The following is a 19,017-nucleotide window of genomic DNA, read 5'->3' on the forward strand; positions in this document are numbered from 1 at the left end:
TAAAGTTATACACTAATAACAATTTAAAACGTTGTATCAATAAAACATAAAAATAACACAATGGTAAAAAAGGAAGGAGTAAACAAATGAAGAAAAAATTATTATTATTAACCTTATGTGTAACTATGGCACTTTCGTTAGTAGCTTGTACAAGCTCATCATCAGATTCAAAAGATAAGGCAACAAGTAATAAAGAAACAGCTAAAGATGATGATGCTTCTGAAAATACTTATAAAATTGGTATTTGTCAGTTGGTTCAGCATGAAGCATTAGATGCTGCAACAAAGGGATTTGAAGATGCCTTAAAAGAAAAACTTGGTGACCGAGTTACCTTTGATGAACAAAATGCTCAGGGTGATTCCGCAACATGTTCAACAATTGTCAACTCTTTTGTATCTGACGGAGTTGATTTGATTTTAGCAAATGCAACAGCACCACTTCAGACTGCTGCAGCAGCTACATCTGATATACCAATTCTTGGAACCAGTATTACAGATTATGCAACAGCCCTTGATATTAAGGACTGGAAAGGTGTTACCGGAAAAAATATTTCAGGAACAAGTGACCTTGCACCTTTATCAGATCAGGCACAAATGTTAAAAGAATTATTTCCGGATGCAAAAAATGTAGGACTTTTATATTGTTCAGCAGAAGCAAATTCTGAATATCAGGTAGAAGTAATTACAAAAGAGCTGGAAGATTTAGGATATAAGTGTCAGCCATATTCTTTCACAGATTCAAATGACATAGCTACAGTAGCAAAAAATGCAGTAGACAGTTCAGATGTTATTTACATACCAACAGATAACACAGCAGCTTCAAATACACAGGTAATTAACAATATTGCTCAGGAAGCAAAAGTTCCTATCATTGCCGGAGAAGAGGGTATTTGCAAAGGATGTGGTATAGCGACACTTTCAATCAGTTATTATGACCTTGGTTATCAAACAGGTATAATGGCTTATGATGTATTGGAAAACAATGAAGATGTATCAAAAATGGAAGTTCAAACTGCATCAGAAGTAACAAAAGAATACAATCCTGACATTGCAAAAACTCTTGGAATAGATATTCCTGATGAGTATAAAGCTTTAGATATGTCAGAATAGACATAAAATAAGCCTTCGCTTTAATATATGATTTGGATGAATTGGAGGATTAACTTTGGCAACTTTAATAAATGCAATGCCTGGAGCCATAGCCCAGGGACTTATTTGGGGTATTATGGCAATAGGTGTCTATCTTACATTTAAGATACTAGATGTTGCAGATTTGACTGTAGACGGCACCATGAGTCTTGGTGGAGCTGTTTGTGTAGTAGCTGTAATGAATGGACAAAACATCTGGGTAGCTATGGCTCTAGCTGTAATTGCAGGCATGCTTGCCGGTTTTGTAACCGGAATATTTAATACATTCATGGGAATACCTGTCCTTTTAGCAAGTATTCTTACTCAGTTAGGTCTGTATTCTATCAATTTAAAAATATTAGGAAAAGCAAATCAGGCCTTAAGTGTAGACAATTATGACCTACTGGTATCTCTTAGATATATAAAAGATGTTCCTTTCATAAAAAATACAATTTTTGTTGTTTCTGTTTTAATTATTGCAATAATTGCAATTTTATATTGGTTTTTTGGGACAGAAAGAGGATGCTCCATCCGGGCTACAGGGTGTAACCCGGAAATGAGTAGAGCACAGGGAATAAATACTAAGTTAAATACCATACTTGGATTAATGATATCTAATGGTTTAGTAGGCTTAGCTAGTGCTTTATATGCACAGTACCAGGGATTTGCTGATGTGAATTCTGGAAGAGGGGCTATTGTAATTGGGCTGGCAGCTGTTATAATAGGAGGTGTAATATTTGACAGAATTTTCCATAACTTCGCCTTAAAGCTGTTTGCAGTGGGGCTTGGTGCCATTATTTACTATGTGGTATTACAGGTTGTAATCTGGAGAGGATTTGACACAGACCTTTTAAAACTTCTGTCTTCTTTAGTAGTGGCGGTATTTCTTGCCTTTCCATATTGGAAAAAGAAGTACTTTAAGAAAACAATCACTAAGAAGGGAGTAGCAGATGCTTAAGGTAAGTAATATTCATAAAACATTTAATATTGGAACAATAAATGAAAAAACCGCTTTAAATGGACTGTCTTTACAGTTAAATGAAGGGGATTTTGTTACAGTTATTGGTGGTAATGGCGCTGGAAAGTCTACATTATTAAACGCAATTGCTGGCGTATGGGAGGTAGATTCTGGTAAAATAGAAATCGACAATGCAGATGTCACAAAAATGCCTGAACATAAAAGAGCAAGATTTCTGGGAAGAGTATTTCAGGATCCCATGATGGGAACAGCTGCTACTCTTGGAATAGATGAAAATCTTGCTTTGGCTTCAAGAAGGGGTAAACCTAGAGGCTTAAGAAGCGGTATAACAAGAAAAGAAAGAGAAAAATACAAAGAACTCTTAAAAGTTCTTGATTTAGGTCTGGAGGATAGAATAACCTCTAAAGTAGGTCTTTTATCAGGCGGTCAAAGACAGGCCGTTACCTTGTTGATGGCTACTCTTCAAAAACCCAGGTTGTTGCTTTTAGATGAGCACACAGCTGCTTTAGACCCTAAAACTGCTGAAAAAGTATTACAAACTACAAATATGATGGTGGAAAAAGATCATCTTACAACTCTTATGATAACTCATAATATGCATGACGCTATTGCAAATGGAAACAGGCTTATCATGTTAAATTCAGGTAAGGTAATACTTGATATATCAGGCGAGGAGAAAAAGAAACTGACTGTAGATGATTTATTAGAAAAATTTGCTATAGCCAGCGGAGAAGAATTTACTAGTGACAGAGCTTTATTGTCGTAATGAATTGAGATTTAGATTACTTTATCGGATTTGATTAACTTATCTGATGTTTATCATGGAACATATCCGTTTCAGAGTTCTTGCTTGTAATTTAAATCCAAACATAGTGATTATGATTTATATATTAATCGCTAAATATATTTTTAGGAGAAAAAGAGAAAATGAAAAAAACGTTAAAGAAAACATTATTAGTATTGGTAGCTGTATTTGGCTTATTTGCCGCTTTATCAATTACATCAAATGCAAAAACCGTTAACAAAGGTAGTTTAACATCAGGAAAAAGAGTAAATGTTATTGATTATAACAGTTATTATCAGAATGAAAATTATAAAAATGAATACAAATATAAGATAACTGTTAAAAAAGCAGGTATAGCAACTTTTAGTGGATGCTCAAACGCCAGTTTTTACGGAAACCTTTGTAATTCAAAAGGTGTTGCTTTAAGTACCTATAGTCATAATATTTCAAATACTTATGGTGGAAAACTTCAGTATGCTGTTAAAAAGGGTACTTACTATTTTAAATTTAAAGTAAGCTCATTTAATCAGGGATATGCAAGTATTGGGTATGTTTTTTCAACAGGATCTATAAGTAACAAAAAAACAATTACAAACTACTCCCAGGATAGAAATCAATATTTCTATTATAAATTTAAAGCTAGTACAACAGGAGTAGTTACATTTACTGCAAAATCAATTGATGGTAGTGATAGTGCTTATATGTATACTGCGTTAACAAATGCAAAGAAAATACGTATAACAGATGAAGATTATTCATCAACAACCGGTAAATATTCATATGACAGATCAGCAACATATGGCGTTAAAAAAGGTGTAACTTATTACTTAAGAGTAAAAGCATCATCACCTGTTAAAATAGCATGTGTAAATAAATCTGTTAAGAGTAATTGTGGAAGTAAATTTTCACAGGCTAAATCTGTAAAATCAGGAAAATATACAAATGGTACTTTCATTTTAGGTAATAAAGAAACCGACTGGTATAAATTTTCAACATCAAAGAATACTATCAAATTTAAATTTGATGGAGATTTTTCAGGAAAGCTTATCTTTACAATATATAATTCTAATGGAGATGCAGTTACCTATGACAGAACAATATATGGTGATAGTTTAGATTATGCCTATAAATATTCTTCTGTAAAGAAAGGTACATACTACATCAGAGTAAGAAGAGCATCTTCTTCAACTACAGGATTATATAAAATGAGAGTGGATTACTAATCACTTTAGGCTTGTTTCCAAAATGAGTTTTGCCCCCTTGTTAATTCAAGGGGGTATTTTAATGCCTTTTTTAAAAATAAGAAATTTTTAATATTAGTAATAATTGACAATTATAATTAATTATCTTAGTATAGAAAGTTGTACTAAAAAAGCTTTCGATGAATTTGAAAATGTGGATGAAAATAATCTGTATTAGAAGTTTTGTAATAGAAAAGAAAGGAAAGGAAATGGAAGTAAAAGATTTTGATTATGAATTGCCGGAAGAATTGATAGCACAGGATCCCCTTGAGGATCGTTCTTCAAGCAGACTCATGGTATTAAGTAAAGATAATGGCGAAATTGCTCATAGGCATTTTTATGATATATGTAATTATTTAAAGGCAGGTGACTGTCTTGTTATAAATAATACAAAGGTCATTCCGGCAAGGATTTTCGGAGTCAAAGAAGGCAGTGGTGCTCATCTTGAATTTTTGCTTTTAAAAAGAGGAGAAAATGATTGCTGGGAAACACTTGTTAAACCTGGAAAAAAGGCAAAAATCGGTACCAAAATAGTATTTGGAGACGGTAGCTTAAAAGGTGAAATAGTTGATATAATTGAAGAAGGAAACAGAATAATAAAGTTTGAATATGACGGTATTTTTGAAGAAATTCTTGATAAACTGGGACAAATGCCGCTTCCACCTTATATTACCCATAAGCTTAAAGATAAAAACAGATACCAGACTGTATATGCAAAATATGATGGTTCAGCAGCCGCTCCTACAGCCGGACTTCATTTCACAAAGGAATTGATTGAAAAAATTAAAAATATGGGCGTAGAAGTTGCGGAGGTTACACTCCATGTAGGACTTGGTACATTCAGACCTGTAAAAGTTGATAATGTATTAGAACATCATATGCATTCAGAGTTTTATCAAATCAATCAGTCTGAAGCAGATAAAATTAATAAGGCAAAAAGAAATGGTGGCAGAATAATCGCTGTAGGAACAACCAGTACAAGAACCTTGGAATCTGCTGCCGATGAAAATGGCTTTTTAACGGAAAAAAGCGGCTGGACAGATATTTTTATTTATCCAGGATATAATTTTAAGATTATAGATTGTCTTATTACTAATTTCCATCTTCCTAAATCTACATTAGTTATGCTAGTATCAGCATTAGCAGGAAGAGAACAGGTTTTAAAGGCATATGGTGAGGCCGTTAAAGAAAAATACAGGTTTTTCTCTTTTGGTGATGCAATGTTTATTACAAATGACATGTCAGAAAAGAAATTAGACAATTAGAAAATAAAGAAGAGGTATTTTATGGCAGGTAAAAATGTTTTTTTATTTGGAGGTCAGGGTAGTGCTGTCTATCAGATGGGACTTGAATTATATAATGAATATGAAGATTTCAAAAGAATAATGGATGAATTTGAGGATATTTATCAAAAAGAGATGGGGTTTTCATTATTAAATGAAATCTTTAAAAAAGAAAACAAGAAACCTTTGGATGATATAACATTTACCCATCCGGGTATATTTGCCGTAGAATACGCCTTGTTTAGTTGCCTTTCTAAAAAGATTTATCCGGATTTATTACTGGGTTCAAGTCTGGGAGAGTTTTCTTCTATGGCTGCATCCGGGATTATTTCAAAAGAAGAAGGCTTTTTGTCTGTGATTGAACAGGCAAGACTTATAAAGAATAGTCATATTAAAGGTGAACTAATATCTGTTTTCCTAAAAAAAAGAGATTTTCTTAAATTAGAAGATGAAATAGATGCAGAAATTGTTGCAAATAATTGTAGTAAAATTCTGATTTTAGCGACTCTAAACTCTAATGAGAAAAAAGTAAAAGAATTTATAACAAACAATAAGATGATGATTTTTGAAACCAATGTTCATTTCCCTTTTCATTCAAGTTACATTGACTCCATGAAGGAACAATTTACAGATAAGATTTCTAAAAAATTGTCACTAAAGCCCGGTAATATACCAATATTATCTTGCTCAAAAGAGTGTCAAACTTTAGAATATAAAAGGGAGGACATCTGGAATATAATTAGAAATCCAATGAATTTACCCCAAATTATAGAAAATAATATTGAAAAAAGTGATTTGATATTGGATTTAAGTCCGAATTCCATGATGGAAGTGTTTGTAAAAGATATACTGGGAAGAGATACACGCATTAAAGGTATCTGTAAAATTGCTGGAAGCAGTTTAAAAAGATTAGAAGATATATTGAATATTTATCAAAAGGAATTTTGTTAAAGGAGGATTTTATGTTAGATAAGATTGACTTTTTCATTGGAAATGATAATGATGGATATATGAGCATAAATGTCAGAGTTTATGAATTTAATATTATGTATACGGTTGAACATTCCAAAAAAGGGGTTTTAACAAATACTAAAACCATTTCAGCCGGTCCAAGAACAGAAAATATTTTAAAATCATTTAATAATTTAAATGTTGATAAATGGCTTAACAACTACGAACATTTTGTATTAAAGAGGACAAAATGGCAATTAAAATATAAAAAAAAGAATGGCGTGGAATATTTGAAAAAAGGTATAAATGCATATCCTGATGATTTTGCAGAATTATTGGACTGGTTTAATGAACTTGCCCCTGAAGCAAACTTTTCCAGGTAATTTTTTATAAAAATTACAAATTTTTGACAAATATGTTCATATAGTTCATAATATACAAGGAATGCCCACAAAAGGCAGGATTAAAATAAAAGGAGTTTAACGCTTAATGGCAATGAGTGAAAAGACCATTAATATCCGTGAGGATTTATTAAAAAATGTTTTTGGTGAACTTGACAGCAATATTCGTAAAATAGAAAGAAGTTTAAATGTAAATATTGTTATTCGTGATGAAGGCGTAAAGATAATGGGTGAAGCTAATCTTGTAGAAAAGGCTTCAAGGATAATTGAAAGACTTTCTGAGCTTGCTTTAAGGGGAAATATCATTAACGAGCAGAATGTTGATTATGCCATTGCTCTTTCCATGGATGATAATGAGAATGCAATAGTTGAAATTGATAAAGATCTTATTTGCCATACCTTAGCAGGAAAACCCATTAAGCCAAAGACTTTGGGACAAAAAACTTATGTTGATGCCATTAGAGATAATATGATAACTTTTGGAATAGGACCTGCCGGAACCGGAAAGACCTATCTTGCGATGGCTATGGCTATCACAGCTTTTAAAAAAGACGAAGTCAGTCGTATTATTCTTACAAGACCGGCCATTGAAGCAGGAGAGAAGCTTGGATTTTTACCGGGTGACCTCCAAAGTAAGATTGATCCATATTTAAGACCTTTATATGATGCCTTATATGAAATTATGGGTGCAGACAGTTTTATTAGAAATTCGGAAAGAGGTCTTATAGAAGTGGCTCCTTTGGCTTATATGAGAGGAAGAACCTTAGATAATTCTTTTATTATTTTAGATGAAGCTCAAAATACTACACCTTCTCAGATGAAGATGTTTCTAACCAGAATAGGTTTTGGTTCGAAGGTAGTAATTACCGGAGATTCAACGCAAAAAGACCTTGCACCTGGAACCAAATCAGGACTTGAAATAGCAGAAAGAGTATTAAAAAAAATAGATGGTATCAGTTTTTGTAAATTGTCATCTAAAGATGTTGTTAGACATCCTTTGGTTCAAAAAATAGTAAAAGCCTATGAAAATTACGAGAAGCTCCAGAAAAAATAGCTTTGGAGGGTGTTATGGAGGCAGAAAAGACATTTTATTTAAAATGGCGGTTTTATATAGCCGGTATATATCTGCTGAATATTATGCTGGCTTTTTTTATAAGTTACAATAGGTCTACCGGAATCGTTAAGGGGATAATAATTGCTGGTTTTATACTTATTGTGACCTCTTGTATTTTAATATTTGCAATATCAGACAGTAATGAGAAATATTATATAGATGAAAGACTTGTCAAAATACGGATAATTTTTGCTGTAGATGTTTTTACAGTGTTGTGCTTGTGCATTTTTATATATTTTAGGCCGTTTTTAGCACCTTTAGCTATTATCGGAATTGCATATACAGCAGTAATAAACGTGAATTGTGGTGTTTTGATAAATCTTTTAGTACTTGGTTTTTATTATGTACTTACGGGATTTGATAATATTTACCTGTTTTTTTATATCCTGTCAGCCGTTGTTTGCTGTACCCTTATTAATACCTTTAAGAGTGCAGGCGAATGGGTTATGTCTTTGTCGGGGATAGTTCTAACACATTTTTCCATAATATTTCTTATTAATGTTTACAATGAAGATGATGTTTTTAAAAATGTGGGAGAGTATTTGATTTTTAATTTATTTATAATATTAGCATTTGAATTTTTGGCAGTGTTTTTTGTACAAAAATATGATGAGATATACTTAAACCGTTATTATGAAAGAATATTATCTCCGAAATCTGAGATTCTTGAAAAGTTCAGGGATTTATATGGTTATGAATATGAAATGTGTGTGAAAGCGGGGGATTTTGGAGAAAAAGTAGCAAAAAAGTTTAACTTGGATGTAAGATTTTGCAAGGCAGTAGGTTACTATTCCAGAATAGGAATTTTAGAAGGCGAAACTAATTTGGCGGAAAATAATGTAAAAGTAGCCAGAAGTCATAAAATAGGTGAAAAACTTACAGAAGCGATTTTTCAGGTAGCGGATGGAGAATATTCACCTGAAACCATGGAGGGAGCAGTTATTTTACTTGCAAATTCATGTATTGATGAAATGAAGAACAGTGAAACAAAATTCGGAAAGATGAGTATGAGCAGGGAAATAGTTATTCAGCAGGTATTTAATAAAGTTCTTTCAAAAGGGTTGTTGGATAATTGCAATATGAGTATGCCTACTTATCTTGCTTTAAAAGAGTATTTTGCCAATGAAAGTGAGTTATTATGAGTCTAAGCATAGAAAAAGAAGTAGATTTGGATCTGGAAATAGATTATGAAGATATTGCAAAACTTGTAATAGAAAAGGCCCTGGATTATGAAAATTGTCCTTATGAATCTGAGATAAATCTTATTTTGACTGATGATGAGGGAATAAGAGTTATTAACAAAGAATACAGAAATATAGACAGGGCAACAGATGTATTATCATTTCCAATGGTGGATTATGAGTTTCCGTCGGATTTCTCAAAACTTGAGGATTACACGGATGATTATTTTAATCCTGAAACTGGGGAGTTAGTCCTTGGTGATATTATTATTTCGATACCCAAGGTGTATGAGCAGGCTGAAAATTATGGACATTCTATAAAAAGGGAATTTGCTTTTCTGGTTTGTCATAGCATGCTGCACCTATTTGGATATGACCATATGGAAGAAAGTGAGGCTTCCATCATGGAAAAAAAACAGGCTGATATTCTTGAACAGCTTGGAATCACAAGATAATTTTATATGCTTTAAAGGCAAAAAGTGTCATTTATAGTATGAAGGTGTTTGACACAATTATTTACAGGAGGATTATGAAATGAGAAAACTATTAATGCTTATGTGTGTTACAGCTTTAGGTGCGAGCATGCTCTTTGGTTGTGGCAAAAATGAGGAGAAAGAAAAAGTAACTTCAACAAAGAAAGTTGAAAAAGTAGAAGAAGAGCCGGTAAAAGTGGAAGAAACCAAAGAGGGCATGGCCAGAAGTTATCTTACAGGTGAATGGGTTGATGAAAAGCTCATGGAAACAAGACCTGTTGCAGTTATGTTAAATAACATTAAGCAAGGATGTCCACAAAGTGGAATTGCCAATGCCGGAGTAGTTTATGAAGCACCTGTAGAAGGTGGTATTACAAGACTCATGGGTATATTTGAAGATTATGAAGGTCTCGATAAAATTGGTTCTATCAGAAGCTGTAGAACGTATTATCTGTATTATGCACTTGAATTTGATGCTATTTATGTTCACTGCGGTCAGGCAAAATTTGCCTTGGATTTACTGGGACAGGACTTTGTAAATGATTTGGATAGTTTAAAAGCTGAAGCTTCTACTGTATTCTTTAAAACAACTGACAGAGTTGCGCCTCATAATACATATGCAAGTGGGGCTAGTATTCTTGCTGGTATTGATTACAAAAATTATGATCGTTCATTTAGTAAGGATTATGAAGGACATTATTTATTTAATAAAGATGATGAAAAAGACATTGAATTGACAAATGGCGAGGATGCCGTAATTGTTAAACCTGGTTATGTAAATAATTTTCCGTATTTTGAATACAATGCAGATGAAGGTCTTTATTACAGATATCAGTTTGATGATAAGCAGATTGATGAAAGAACTAATGAACAATTAAAAGTTAAAAACATTCTTTTCCAGTACAGTGGTATTTCCTACTATGATAATACACAGTATCTCAATATTGATACAACTTCTGGCGGAGCAGGAAAGTATATTACAGACGGAAAAGCCATTGATATTACATGGAAAAAAGACAGCGAATATGGTGTAACCCATTATTATAATGAAGATGGTGAAGAAATTCAGTTAAACCAGGGAAAGACATGGGTTTGCATTATAGATAAAGACGCTTTAAGCAGAGTTGAAATTGCAGCTGCTGCTTCCTAATGGAGAAAATGGAAAAAATCTGAGGTGTTAATTTACTATGTCAACTAATTCCAAAAACCGTGCCAACGCGTTTTTAGTGCAGGGCTCAATCCTTGCAGTAGCTTCTATTCTTAGCCGTCTTATTGGACTGGTTTATAGAGTAGTATTAACTAGAATACTGGGAGATACAGGAAATGATTATTATTCTGCGGCATTTTCCCTTTATAATATATTTCTTCTCATATCTTCCTACAGTTTACCACTTGCTGTTTCAAAACTTGTTTCAGCAAGTGTGGCTAAAAAAGAAATAAAAAATTCAGTAAGAATATTTAAGGCTGCACTTATTTTTTCTTTTGTCACAGGAAGTATAGTAGCATGCATATGTTTTTTTGGAGCAGATTTTTTAACGAATAATATAATGAAAACTCCAATGAGTTATTATGCTTTAAAAGTACTTGCACCTACTCTTTTAATTGTGGCTGTTGCCGGGGTTATAAGAGGCTATTTTCAAGGTCAGGGTACTATGATACCAACTGCAACATCTCAAATCATTGAACAGTTGGTAAATGCTGCCATAAGTATTATTGCTGCGATATATTTGTCTGCATACGGGCTTAAAATTGGTACGGTTTTGGGAAATAAGGAGCAATATCGTGCTGCTTTTGGGGCTGCAGGAAGCACTTTGGGTACATCAATGGGTGCTTTGGCTTCAATTGTTTTCTTATTTTTCCTTTTATTTGTTTTTTCAAAAAATTTAAGGGTTAGCAGAAAAAGAAGACAAAGCAGTCGATTAGATTCATATTCAAGCATCTATAAAATGATTTTATTAACCGTAGTCCCTGTAATTATGAGTACTACGATATATAATATTAATGATTTTCTTGATCAGCCTATTTATAAATCAATTATGTATGCACTAGGTGAGGCAGAAGAACATATAAGTTCAAACTGGGGAATTTATAATGGAAAATACATGGTTTTAACCACTGTTCCCATAACAATTGCCTCCGCTTTGTCATCTTCTGTTATTCCAAGTCTTACTGCCGCGGTCAATTTGGACGATAAACAACTTGTAAAACAAAAAATTGGGGTTTCTATCAGGTTTATAATGGTAGTGGCTTTGCCATGTGCAGTTGGAATGGGTGTATTGGCTTCACCACTTTTAAGACTATTATTTGATGAAAGCAGGCCATTACCGGCTATAATGCTTCAAATGGGAGCTGTATCTATTGTATTTTATTCACTTTCAACAGTTACCAACGGAATTTTACAAGGCATAAATAAAATGATGGTTCCCGTCAGAAATGCTGCTATAGCACTTTTGTGTCATGTTATATTTTTGTGCATTTTCTTGTTTATATTTAAATTTGATATTTATTCGGTGATACTTTCAATGATTATATTTTCCTTTGTTATGTGTCTTCTTAACTCAATTGAAGTTAAAAGGGCAACAAGATATAGACAGGAAATAAAAAAGACTTTCATAATACCCGGAATTTCATCCCTGATTATGGGTATTATTACTTTCTTTGTGTATAAAGGTATATATATGGTTATTAAGGTAAATATTATCGCAACAATTGTTGCTATTTTTGTAGCAATGGTTGTTTATGCGGTATGCCTCTTAAAACTTAAGGGCTTTACAAGGGAAGAACTGTTAGATATTCCAAAGGGAAGAACCATAGTCAAGCTTGCAACAAAGTTTCATTTACTAACTGATTAGTACAGGAGAAATAAGGGTTAATGGACAAAAGCAAAACCAAAGTTATAGTTCTTGGCGGTGGAGCCGCAGGTTTGGTAGCTGCTATTTCAGCTGCCAGAGCAGGAGCTGAAGTTACAATAATTGAACACAAAGACAGGGTTGGAAAGAAGATATTATCAACCGGTAATGGTCGTTGTAATATGACAAACATTAACCAGGGAGTCGAACACTATTTTGGTGAAAATCCTGATTTTGTAAGAGGGGCATTTGAAAATCTGGATGCCTTTCATACCGTTCAGTTTTTTAATGAGCTGGGTATTCTTACAAAAAACAGAAACGGTTATATTTATCCTAATTCTGATCAGGCTTCTTCTGTTTTGGATGTATTAAGGATGGAGATTAACAGACTTAGTGTAAATGTTATCTGTAAAGTTACAATTAACAAAATTGTAAAACAGGGTGCAGGTTTTACTCTTACCGGATTTGGATTTTCCTATTATTGTGATAATTTGATTATTGCAACAGGTTCAAAAGCGGTTCCTTCCACGGGTTCAGATGGAAGCGGTTACAATTTTGCCTTAAAATTTGGTCATAGAATTGTACCGGTAGTACCTGGGTTAGTGGCTCTTAAATCTCCGCAGACTTTCTTTAAAAGTATAGCTGGAGTTAGAACTGATGCTATAGTAAAATTATATGTAAATTCTACATTAGAGAGAACTGAAAAAGGAGAAATTCAACTTACAAATTATGGAATTTCAGGCATTCCTGTAATGTGTCTTAGTCGTTTTGCAGCTATTGCCTTAAATGACAAAAGCAAAGTAAGGTGTGTTATTAATTTCCTTCCTAATTTTAATACTTCAACTCTTACAAAAATGCTGGTTAAAAGAAGAAGCGAAGCTCGTTTGAAAACCTGTGAAGAATTCATGATAGGTCTTTTAAACAAAAAACTTACAAATGTAATATTAAAACTTGCAAATATAGACCTTGGTAAGAAAGCAAAGTATCTTTCTGATTCAGATTTAAGTCGTCTTGCAGATTTAATTTGTAGTTTTGAAGTAAAAATAAATGATACCAACTCCTTTGATAATGCCCAGGTTTGTGCCGGAGGCGTTGATACAAACGAAATTGACCCATATACCATGGAATCCAAAAAAGTAAAAGGTTTATATTTCGCAGGTGAAATTATTGATATAGATGGAACCTGTGGAGGTTATAATTTACAATGGGCATGGTCATCAGGGTATACAGCAGGTGTAAATGCTGCCATAAAAAAAGTGATTTTTAATTTAGGAGAAAGACGAAAATGATTAGGATTAGCTCTTTAAAGATACCTGTTGAAAATAATAGTAAGAATGCCATTGTAAAAAAATGTGCAAGAAATTTAAAAATAAAAGAAGATGACATACAAGATATAAGTTTAGTTAAAAAGTCTATTGATGCAAGAGATAAAGAAAATTGTCTTTATGTATATACCATAGATGTAAAAATAAAAAACAGGCAAAAAGAAGAATCATTGGTAAAAAAATTAAAAAAAAATAATATTGTCCTGGCGAAAGCTACCTGCTATAAACTACCTTCTAATGGCTCAAATCCTTTAAAATCAAGGCCTGTGATAGTTGGCAGCGGTCCGGCAGGACTTTTTTGTGCTTTAATGCTTTCAAAGGCAGGTTTTTCTCCCATTGTATTAGAAAGAGGAAAGGATGTAGATGAAAGAAGCAGAGATGTAGAACTTTTATTTGAAAAAGGGATACTAAATACCAGATCAAATGTTTCTTTTGGCGAGGGCGGTGCAGGTACATTTTCTGATGGGAAATTAAATACCATGGTTAAAGATAAATTCGGAAGGAATCGTTTTGTTTTAGAAGAATTTGTAAAACATGGGGCAAAAAAAGAAATTCTTTATGATAACAAACCTCACCTTGGAACAGATGTATTAAAAGATGTTGTAAAAGGTATTCGTCAGGAGATAATTTCACTGGGAGGAGAGTTTTATTTTTCCAATACATTACTGGATTTTAAGGAAAAAAACGGTCAAATAACTACAGCTGTTATAGAAATGAATAATGGACAGATTGAGGAACTTGATTGCCAGGTTTTGGTTTTAGCACTGGGGCATTCGGCAAGAGATACATTTGAGATGTTAAAAAACAGGGGACTGAATATGGAAAAGAAAGCCTTTGCCGTTGGAGTCAGAATTGAACATCCTGCAATAATGATAAACGAATCAATGTATGGCAAAAAAAATGCAAAAATATTACCTACTGCAAGTTATAAATTAACCTATAACAGCAATGGAAGAGGAGTTTATTCGTTTTGTATGTGTCCAGGAGGATATGTTGTAAATGCCTCAACGGAAGAAGGAAGAATATGTGTCAATGGAATGAGTTATTCTAAAAGAGATGGTGAGAATTCTAATTCTGCATTGGTTGTCACCGTAAAAGAAGATGATTTTAAGGGTAATGATGTTTTAGCAGGCATGTATTTTCAAAGAGAACTTGAAGAAAAAGCTTTTACGGAAGGTAATGGAAAAATTCCCCTTCAAACCCTTAAAGATTTTAAGAATAATGAGAAAACAACTGTTTTAGGAGAAGTAAAGCCATCTGTAAAAGGTGGATATTCTTTTGCAAATCTAAGAAATGTGTTACCTGAATTTATTTGTCAGCTTTTATGTGAAGGAATTTCAGATTTTGATAAGCATATAAAAGGCTATGGCAGGGAAGATGCATTACTTTCAGCTGTAGAAAGCAGAACTTCATCCCCTGTTAGAATTTTAAGAGATGGTGATTTTGAAAGCAACATTAAAGGCATATATCCTTGTGGAGAAGGTGCTGGTTATGCTGGAGGTATAACTTCAGCAGCAATGGATGGAATAAAGACAGCAGAAGCTATTATTAAAAAGTATTATCCAGTTTAGATATAATTTGATTATCCCCGTTTACAGCTAATAAACAGGGATAATCATTTTTTATTAAAATAATTCAATTATTTTTTTGTTTCCTTTATGGATTATTTCATCGGCTTTATCTCCCAGTATTTTCTTTAAATAGTCAACTTCAGATAATAAGCCATTTTTGTGAGGTACATTAACAGACCCGGCATCGCTTCCACTGGCAATATAACAGCCGGAATTTGCAGCTTTTCTAATATTGTTTTCTTGAAGTTTCAGTATTTTTAATATTACATTTTTATCAAAATCTTTAATGTTTTCAACGGCTTTAACCGGTGTCAGAGTAGGAACCCAGACAATTTCGGTTTTTGATAGCAATTCTATACATTCATCATCCATGAAAAATCCATGTTCTATTGAGGAAACGCCGGCCTTAATGGCTGCCTTGATTTTGTCTTTGCCATTGCAATGAGCCATGACATTTAGGCCTTTTTTATGAGCTATATTTACCATGTTTTTTAACTCTTCTTCAGAAATGTGATATTCAGAAATTTTCCCATATTCGTTATAATCCATAATTCCTGAAATCATTACTTTTATAAAATCAGCTCCATTATTATAGGCATTATTCACCAGATTTTTGTAATCCTTCATGTTTTCAAAGGATTTTCCAAGTATTGAACCGTAATAACCCTTTTTATGTATTGCAAAGACAGGAGATTTGTATGTAAGACTGATTTTTTTTGAAATATCTTTAGCGATTATACTTGCTCCCCACTTGTCTCCACCTTCTCTAAAATATTCAATGCCTGCTTCCTTGTAGGCAATTATATTTTGATATATTGCATCTTCATTACATTTATCTTTATGAGTTTCTAAAGCCAGTTTATAATTAATTCCATTTAAGGCAATATGTCCGTGACATTCACAGTACATTTTTCTTCCTCCATTTTGTTGATTATTGTCAGATTATAAAGAAAATTATAATCAAGAAGACATATATTTTCAATGTTTTTACCCTTTTATTTAAGGTTGAATAGTTTTTTGAAATACTCTATAATCATGGTTGAATGTTAATCAGGAATTTAGAAAGGAAGGCAAAGAATTGGCTGAATTATCACCAATGATGCAAAATTATTTACGTACAAAGTCAGAATACAGTGATTGTATTCTTTTTTACCGTTTAGGGGACTTTTACGAAATGTTTTTCGATGATGCCATTACTGCATCAAAGGAATTAGAGATAACTTTAACAGGAAAAAACTGTGGACTTGAAGAAAGAGCACCAATGTGTGGCGTTCCTCATCATGCGGTTGATTCATATTTGAATAAATTAGTATCAAAGGGTTACAAAGTTGCTATTTGTGAGCAGTTAGAAGACCCTAAAACTACAAAAGGTATTGTTAAAAGAGATGTAATAAGAGTTGTAACTCCCGGCACAAATCTCAGCATGGAAGCCTTAGATGAGAAAAAAAATAATTATATAATGTGTATTGCAAAAGTTGGAGATATTTTCGGTATTGCTACCTGTGATGTTTCTACGGGAGATTTTTTTGTTACCAGCACAGATTCTTTAAATAAGGTTTTGGATGAAATTACCAAGTTTTCACCAGCAGAATTAGTAGCTAATGATGCACTTATAATTAGTGGAATTGATTTTAGTGATTTGAAATTCAGGCTTGGAGTAATGGTTTATCCCTTAAAACCTGAATTTTTTGATGAAGAAAGATGTCAGAAAGTGATAGATGAGCATTTTGAAAATAACAATCTTTTAAAATCAGAAAATAATGATGCTCAGATGCTTATTTTATCCGGTGGAGGTCTTTTGCTTTATCTTTTAGATACTCAAAAGACTTCTCTTACACATATTACAAAAATAATTGAGTACAATACTAATGCTTTTATGGTTTTAGATACATCTACCAGAAGAAATCTTGAACTGACTGAAACCTTAAGGGAAAAACAAAAGCATGGTACTTTGCTGTGGGTTTTGGATAAAACAAAAACAGCCATGGGAGCCAGACTTTTAAGAAGTTATATAGAACAGCCCCTTATAAAAAAATCAGAGATTGAACATAGATTGGATGCCATTGATGAATTTAATAACAGACCTATAGACAGAGATGAAATAAGAGAATATTTAAACAGAATCTATGATCTTGAAAGACTTATCAGTAGGATTTGCTATTATAATGCATCTCCAAGGGATTTGATAGCTTTTGCCAATTCATTGTCCATGCTTGAACCTATTAAAGTTCTTTTAAAAGATTTTAATTCTGATTTTGTAAAAGAAATTTTTGAGCATTTAGATCCGTTAAAGGATATTAAAGAACTTGTTGAAAATGCAATCGTTCCTGAACCTCCTATTTCAGTAAAAGAGGGAGGTATTATTAAAGACGGTTATAATGAAATGGTTGATGAATATAAAAGAGCCAAAACCGATGGTAAAAAATGGCTCTTGGATATTGAGGAAAAAGAGAAAGAAAAGACCGGAATTAAAAGCCTGAAAATTAAATATAATAAAGTATTCGGATATTATATTGAGGTGACAAATACTTATAAAGATATGGTGCCTGAGGAGTATATCAGAAAGCAGACACTTACTAACGCTGAAAGATTTATTACACCGGAACTTAAAGAGTTAGAAGATAAAATATTAGGTGCTCAGGAGAAGTTATATTCTCTAGAATATGAATTATTCAGCGATATTAGAAAGAAAATAGCGAAAGAAGTTGTAAGGGTACAAAATACTGCAAGAGCTGTGGCAAGGCTTGATGTTTTTGCCTCATTGTCTTATGTTGCCATGAAAAATGATTATGTAAGACCAAAAATCTCAAATGATGGAGAAATTGACATAAAAAACGGCCGTCATCCGGTTGTTGAACAAATGACAAAATCAGGAGTATTTGTTTCTAATGATACTTATTTGAATAATAAGGAAAATCGTCTTGCTATCATTACAGGTCCTAATATGGCAGGTAAGTCCACCTATATGAGACAAGTATCTCTTATAGTTTTGATGGCTCAAATTGGAAGCTTTGTTCCTGCTCAAAAGGCGAAAATTGCTATTGTTGACAGAATATTTACAAGGGTTGGTGCATCAGATGATTTAGCCAGTGGGCAGTCGACTTTTATGGTTGAAATGAATGAAGTAGCAGAAATCCTCAATAATGCCACGAAGAAAAGCCTTCTTATTCTGGATGAAATCGGAAGGGGAACCAGTACTTATGACGGACTTAGTATAGCCTGGGCTGTTGCAGAATATATTGCTGATGATAAAAAACTTGGAGCAAAAACACTTTTTGCAACCCATTATCATGAGCTTACAGAATTAGAAGGAAGACTCCCTAATGTGAATAATTATTGCATAGCAGTAAAAGAACAGGGAGATGACATAATCTTTTTAAGAAAGATAATTAAAGGTGGAGCTGATAAGAGTTATGGAATACAGGTTGCCAAATTAGCCGGTATTCCCAAAGTTGTAATTGACAGAGCAAAAGAAATTTCAAAAGCACTTACTGAAAATGACTTGAATAAAGATATGACGGATAATATTTCTCTGGAGGCTCTTGAAAATAATGAAAATTACCAACAGCTTTCTTTATTTGAGGAGGAAAAATCGTCAGAAATGAAAGTGGCAGATAAAATTCGTGAATTGGATTTATTTTCCTTAACGCCCATTGATGCCATTAATTTATTGAATGATTTAAAAAAGGAACTTTCGTAAAAACAGACAAATTTCAGGTTTCCACTTTAATTAAACAG

At 32.9% G+C, this 19,017-nt stretch carries 16 protein-coding genes; 15 read left to right on the forward strand and 1 reads right to left on the reverse strand.

The window, feature by feature from the left end; all coding sequences use genetic code 11:
• Nucleotides 1–86 precede the first annotated feature (86 nt).
• The 14 genes from BM153_RS00715 to BM153_RS00780 all read left to right on the forward strand — a co-directional run bounded on the left by BM153_RS00715 (nucleotide 87) and on the right by BM153_RS00780 (nucleotide 15,279).
• Complete coding sequence (locus BM153_RS00715; protein WP_092869859.1) at nucleotides 87–1,109, forward strand: ABC transporter substrate-binding protein; 1,023 nt, start codon at nucleotides 87–89, stop codon at nucleotides 1,107–1,109.
• A 76-nt stretch (nucleotides 1,110–1,185) separates the two neighbouring features.
• The gene (locus BM153_RS00720) at nucleotides 1,186–2,085 is read left to right on the forward strand and encodes an ABC transporter permease (protein WP_092869953.1); all 900 of its coding nucleotides are present in this window, start codon (nucleotides 1,186–1,188) and stop codon (nucleotides 2,083–2,085) included.
• Nucleotides 2,078–2,872 (forward strand): ABC transporter ATP-binding protein, encoded by a 795-nt coding sequence (locus BM153_RS00725; protein WP_092869860.1) that lies wholly within the window; start codon nucleotides 2,078–2,080, stop codon nucleotides 2,870–2,872. The genes BM153_RS00720 and BM153_RS00725 overlap by 8 nt, the downstream gene beginning before the upstream one ends.
• Before the next feature lie 161 nt (nucleotides 2,873–3,033).
• Nucleotides 3,034–4,113 carry a hypothetical protein gene (locus BM153_RS00730; protein WP_092869861.1) on the forward strand — a complete coding sequence of 360 codons (1,080 nt, stop codon included), beginning with the start codon at nucleotides 3,034–3,036 and terminating at the stop codon, nucleotides 4,111–4,113.
• A 227-nt stretch (nucleotides 4,114–4,340) separates the two neighbouring features.
• Complete coding sequence (gene queA / locus BM153_RS00735) at nucleotides 4,341–5,396, forward strand: tRNA preQ1(34) S-adenosylmethionine ribosyltransferase-isomerase QueA (protein WP_092869954.1); 1,056 nt, start codon at nucleotides 4,341–4,343, stop codon at nucleotides 5,394–5,396.
• Between the two features lie 21 nt (nucleotides 5,397–5,417).
• Nucleotides 5,418–6,365: an acyltransferase domain-containing protein gene (locus BM153_RS00740; RefSeq protein WP_092869862.1), complete on the forward strand. Its 948-nt coding sequence runs from the start codon at nucleotides 5,418–5,420 to the stop codon at nucleotides 6,363–6,365.
• A gap of 11 nt (nucleotides 6,366–6,376) precedes the next feature.
• The gene (locus tag BM153_RS00745; RefSeq protein WP_092869863.1) at nucleotides 6,377–6,748 is read left to right on the forward strand and encodes a hypothetical protein; all 372 of its coding nucleotides are present in this window, start codon (nucleotides 6,377–6,379) and stop codon (nucleotides 6,746–6,748) included.
• A gap of 106 nt (nucleotides 6,749–6,854) precedes the next feature.
• Nucleotides 6,855–7,820, forward strand: a complete 966-nt coding sequence (locus tag BM153_RS00750) for a PhoH family protein (protein ID WP_092869864.1) — start codon at nucleotides 6,855–6,857, stop codon at nucleotides 7,818–7,820.
• A gap of 14 nt (nucleotides 7,821–7,834) precedes the next feature.
• A complete protein-coding gene (locus BM153_RS00755; protein ID WP_092869865.1) occupies nucleotides 7,835–9,022 on the forward strand; it encodes a hypothetical protein in 1,188 nt (395 codons plus the stop codon).
• Nucleotides 9,019–9,516: an rRNA maturation RNase YbeY gene (gene ybeY, locus BM153_RS00760; RefSeq protein WP_092869866.1), complete on the forward strand. Its 498-nt coding sequence runs from the start codon at nucleotides 9,019–9,021 to the stop codon at nucleotides 9,514–9,516. Before BM153_RS00755 ends, ybeY begins: the two co-directional genes overlap by 4 nt.
• 79 nt (nucleotides 9,517–9,595) lie before the next feature.
• Complete coding sequence (locus tag BM153_RS00765) at nucleotides 9,596–10,684, forward strand: DUF3048 domain-containing protein (protein ID WP_092869867.1); 1,089 nt, start codon at nucleotides 9,596–9,598, stop codon at nucleotides 10,682–10,684.
• Nucleotides 10,685–10,721: 37 nt separating this feature from the next.
• Nucleotides 10,722–12,386, forward strand: coding sequence for a putative polysaccharide biosynthesis protein (locus BM153_RS00770; RefSeq protein WP_092869868.1), 1,665 nt, complete (start codon nucleotides 10,722–10,724; stop codon nucleotides 12,384–12,386).
• A gap of 20 nt (nucleotides 12,387–12,406) precedes the next feature.
• Complete coding sequence (locus tag BM153_RS00775; RefSeq protein WP_092869869.1) at nucleotides 12,407–13,672, forward strand: BaiN/RdsA family NAD(P)/FAD-dependent oxidoreductase; 1,266 nt, start codon at nucleotides 12,407–12,409, stop codon at nucleotides 13,670–13,672.
• On the forward strand, nucleotides 13,669–15,279 hold the full coding sequence (locus BM153_RS00780; protein ID WP_092869870.1) for an NAD(P)/FAD-dependent oxidoreductase: 1,611 nt from the start codon (nucleotides 13,669–13,671) through the stop codon (nucleotides 15,277–15,279). The genes BM153_RS00775 and BM153_RS00780 overlap by 4 nt, the downstream gene beginning before the upstream one ends.
• A 54-nt stretch (nucleotides 15,280–15,333) precedes the next feature.
• On the opposite strand, the gene BM153_RS00785 is transcribed toward BM153_RS00780, so the two are convergent.
• Nucleotides 15,334–16,188, reverse strand: coding sequence for an amidohydrolase family protein (locus BM153_RS00785; RefSeq protein ID WP_092869871.1), 855 nt, complete (start codon nucleotides 16,186–16,188; stop codon nucleotides 15,334–15,336).
• 169 nt (nucleotides 16,189–16,357) lie between these two features.
• Here BM153_RS00785 and mutS point away from each other — a divergent pair, with 169 nt between their 5' ends.
• Nucleotides 16,358–18,979 (forward strand): DNA mismatch repair protein MutS, encoded by a 2,622-nt coding sequence (gene mutS, locus BM153_RS00790; RefSeq protein WP_330391951.1) that lies wholly within the window; start codon nucleotides 16,358–16,360, stop codon nucleotides 18,977–18,979.
• Nucleotides 18,980–19,017: the final 38 nt, after the last annotated feature.

The organism is Acetitomaculum ruminis DSM 5522, assembly GCF_900112085.1.
Lineage (GTDB): Bacteria > Bacillota > Clostridia > Lachnospirales > Lachnospiraceae > Acetitomaculum > Acetitomaculum ruminis.

What these genes read in the sequence shown, in the direction of transcription:
- BM153_RS00715 (WP_092869859.1), top strand. Translation starts at nt 87, where the DNA reads ATGAAGAAAAAATTATTATTATTAACCTTATGTGTAACTATGGCACTT.
- BM153_RS00720 (WP_092869953.1), top strand. Translation starts at nt 1,186, where the DNA reads ATGCCTGGAGCCATAGCCCAGGGACTTATTTGGGGTATTATGGCAATA.
- BM153_RS00725 (WP_092869860.1), top strand. Translation starts at nt 2,078, where the DNA reads ATGCTTAAGGTAAGTAATATTCATAAAACATTTAATATTGGAACAATA.
- BM153_RS00730 (WP_092869861.1), top strand. Translation starts at nt 3,034, where the DNA reads ATGAAAAAAACGTTAAAGAAAACATTATTAGTATTGGTAGCTGTATTT.
- queA (WP_092869954.1), top strand. Translation starts at nt 4,341, where the DNA reads ATGGAAGTAAAAGATTTTGATTATGAATTGCCGGAAGAATTGATAGCA.
- BM153_RS00740 (WP_092869862.1), top strand. Translation starts at nt 5,418, where the DNA reads ATGGCAGGTAAAAATGTTTTTTTATTTGGAGGTCAGGGTAGTGCTGTC.
- BM153_RS00745 (WP_092869863.1), top strand. Translation starts at nt 6,377, where the DNA reads ATGTTAGATAAGATTGACTTTTTCATTGGAAATGATAATGATGGATAT.
- BM153_RS00750 (WP_092869864.1), top strand. Translation starts at nt 6,855, where the DNA reads ATGGCAATGAGTGAAAAGACCATTAATATCCGTGAGGATTTATTAAAA.
- BM153_RS00755 (WP_092869865.1), top strand. Translation starts at nt 7,835, where the DNA reads ATGGAGGCAGAAAAGACATTTTATTTAAAATGGCGGTTTTATATAGCC.
- ybeY (WP_092869866.1), top strand. Translation starts at nt 9,019, where the DNA reads ATGAGTCTAAGCATAGAAAAAGAAGTAGATTTGGATCTGGAAATAGAT.
- BM153_RS00765 (WP_092869867.1), top strand. Translation starts at nt 9,596, where the DNA reads ATGAGAAAACTATTAATGCTTATGTGTGTTACAGCTTTAGGTGCGAGC.
- BM153_RS00770 (WP_092869868.1), top strand. Translation starts at nt 10,722, where the DNA reads ATGTCAACTAATTCCAAAAACCGTGCCAACGCGTTTTTAGTGCAGGGC.
- BM153_RS00775 (WP_092869869.1), top strand. Translation starts at nt 12,407, where the DNA reads ATGGACAAAAGCAAAACCAAAGTTATAGTTCTTGGCGGTGGAGCCGCA.
- BM153_RS00780 (WP_092869870.1), top strand. Translation starts at nt 13,669, where the DNA reads ATGATTAGGATTAGCTCTTTAAAGATACCTGTTGAAAATAATAGTAAG.
- BM153_RS00785 (WP_092869871.1), bottom strand. Translation starts at nt 16,188, where the DNA reads ATGTACTGTGAATGTCACGGACATATTGCCTTAAATGGAATTAATTAT.